Genomic DNA, 2,688 nt, shown 5'->3' with positions numbered 1-2,688 from the left:
CCTTCGGCTACCGTAGGTGAGGGCTGCGAAGAGGCAAATATTTCTGCAACTCCTTGCTCAGGTATGGCAGTGACAACCGGCTTTTCTCGGACAGGAACCTCTTGTTCCTCCATTGGCTCTTGCTTTTTAGGTCCAACCGCTAAATCGGGTTTTTTAGCAGGCTCTATCTCGATTTTTTGTAAAGCATCAATACCTTTAGCTAGTTCACCGTCAATCTCAGTAAGAAAAGAATCAACAGGTTCAGCTTTTGGTAAGCCCACAATAATCTCATCATTAGATGCATGTGCCTGTCTAACACTCACCTCATCAGCAACGCCATCTCTTACACCCAGCTCTCTTATTTTTCTCTGAGTTTCTGCAGTTTTTATTTCCTCTGCCTGACGCTGTTTTTCTGCAAGGGCTTTTGCTGCTTCTTCCCGCTGTCTTTGTTCCTCCTCTTTTCTTTTTGCCTCTTCTCTTGCCTTTTCTAGTTCCTCTTTTTTCCTCAGGTCAATTGCGACTTTCACTAACTCTTCTGACTCTGGATGATTGTCAATATATGCGGATAGTGCTTGCAATACATTCGGCTCTAATTCTTTTTGCGCTCCTTTGGTTCCTTGTTTGAACGCTTTGCTTAATGAAGTCTGAATATCCGCTTGTTCTTCCTCATCATCTTCATCATCCAAGTTCATTCCTTGTCTTCTTTTTGCCATCATTGCAGCTATAAAAGCTTGTTGGCCCATAGGTTTTGCAGGTGCGGTTTGTTCTTCAATAGCATCTCTGATAACCGTATTTAAATTACCTGCATCTCCCACAATAGCCGACAACCTTTGTTGTTCAGGATTTAGAGCAACACCTTCGGAATGTACCATAGCGAGCTCTACCAATTTAGTAGCTAAATAGGACTTGTTAACCCTAGCCTCTTCTCTTTTCGCTCTTTCCTGCGCTGCTTGCGCAATTCCTTCTGCATCTACACTGGGCTTTTGGGCTGTTGGTTTTTTCTCTTCCTCAGCAGAAGCACGGGGTACAGCAGTAGGCTGTTTTTTAACTGCAGTTACAAAAAGATCTACGGGCGGTGGTGGAGGCGGTGGTGGAACCACACCAGAGCCACCTCTTATTGCGCTACCTGCCATTGGAGGAGGAGGTGGTGGTGGTGGTGGTGGCGGCGGAACCATGCCAGGTTTTTTGGGTTCACCGCCTTGTGCTGGAGCCGGGGGCCCACCTTTTCTTGCGCCACTTGCCATTGGAGGAGGCGGGGGTGGAGGGACCACGCCCTGTGCAGGGACTTCAATTTGTGGCATTTCTTGCTTTGCCGCAGCCGCTTTTTTCTCTGCAAGTTTGGCTAGTTCTGTACCGACCTGCTCTTTTACTGATTTCAATTTGGCATCTAACGTCTTTTTGGTGCCCGTTAGATTTTTTAATATGGACTCCTGTTCTTTCGCTGTTTCTATATAGCTTTGCTGCGTAGCTTTAGCTGTTTCAAGTTTGCTGCGAAGTGAGCTCAATTCTTCAATTAGGCGCGAAATATCTTCATTTTTTGTTTTTATGGATTTCTCATAGAGGTTAATTTCATCTTCCTTTTCGCTTTGAGCTTGTTCTGCCGTTCTTTCTGGAGGAGGTGATTTCTTTCCTAATCCTCTAGCGGTAGATAACATCTCTGCCAGATCTATACCACTATTTTTTGTCGTAGTCTGAGCCTGTACTGGTTCCTTCGCTGATTTCAAGACAGGTTTAGACCCTGTTATTTGAGCAAAAAGCGCTCCTCTTGCCGAAGCTGTACTCATTGTAGGTGCAGGTGGCGGTGGCGGAGGGGGGGCGCCTCTCCTAACTTCGCCTTGGGGAGGAGGAGGCGGCGGTGGAGGGGGACCACCTCTCCTAACTTCGCCTTGCGGAGGAGGAGGCGGTACCGATCTGGCTCTGGACTCAGCTTGTACTTGAGCACTTAACTTACCTATTTCTTGTTGAATATTTCTTTTGATGCCATCTATTTCCATTAAAGTTTTTTGAATAGCGCCCTTATTTGCCTCTACAAGCGCTTGAGGTTTCTGGAGACTTGCTAGTTCATCTCGAATACGTCGAACCTCTCCGGACAATAGTTTTTGCCTTGCAACTAAAGTCTCTTGTTCCTTTCTTAAATCAGATAATTTAGTCATATGTATCTCACTAAACCTAAAACTCAATCATACTGCAATAATATTAAGCATATATTAAGCGCTTTAATTTAACAAGGTGACTTATATTAGATCAGAATTAAGGGGGGGGATTGGCCTATAAAACAAGGTAATTACTGCAATTTTTTTTGCCAAGGGGGTATATCTTTAATGTAATTTTAGGGAGAACAACAATAAGTCAACGATTGATTATATCTTTTTTAACTTCCAACGCTTATGTAGCCATAACCATTGTTCCGGGTGGGCTACTATGATGCGTTCAAGTGCTTTATTGTATGCCAAGGTATTTTGATAGATTGCTTCTTGGGAATTCGGAGACTCTTGCCAAAAGATGGGATCATAAAACTCTAAAATATGGTGCCCTTTTTTTACTCTATAACCTGCCGCAGGGATCACGGGAACGCCTGTGTGACGAGCAAAGCTTGCCAAACTTCTATAGGTCCCTGCTTTTTTTCCAAAAAACTCTGCAGCAATACCATCTCGATTAGCTAGAGAAGCATGTTGGTCTAATACAAAAACTACTGCGTGCTTTTGATCT

1 pseudogene is annotated in these 2,688 nt (G+C 44.2%); it reads right to left on the bottom strand.

Features of this window, described 5'->3' with window-relative positions:
- Positions 1 to 2,339: 2,339 nt before the first annotated feature.
- Positions 2,340 to 2,687: pseudogene (locus tag EL206_RS03230) on the bottom strand (lysophospholipid acyltransferase family protein); the annotation flags it as partial.
- Position 2,688: the final 1 nt, after the last annotated feature.

Source organism: Legionella adelaidensis (assembly GCF_900637865.1).
GTDB classification, from domain to species: Bacteria; Pseudomonadota; Gammaproteobacteria; order Legionellales; family Legionellaceae; genus Legionella_A; species Legionella_A adelaidensis.
This window is presented reverse-complemented; position numbering and strand designations above follow the sequence as displayed.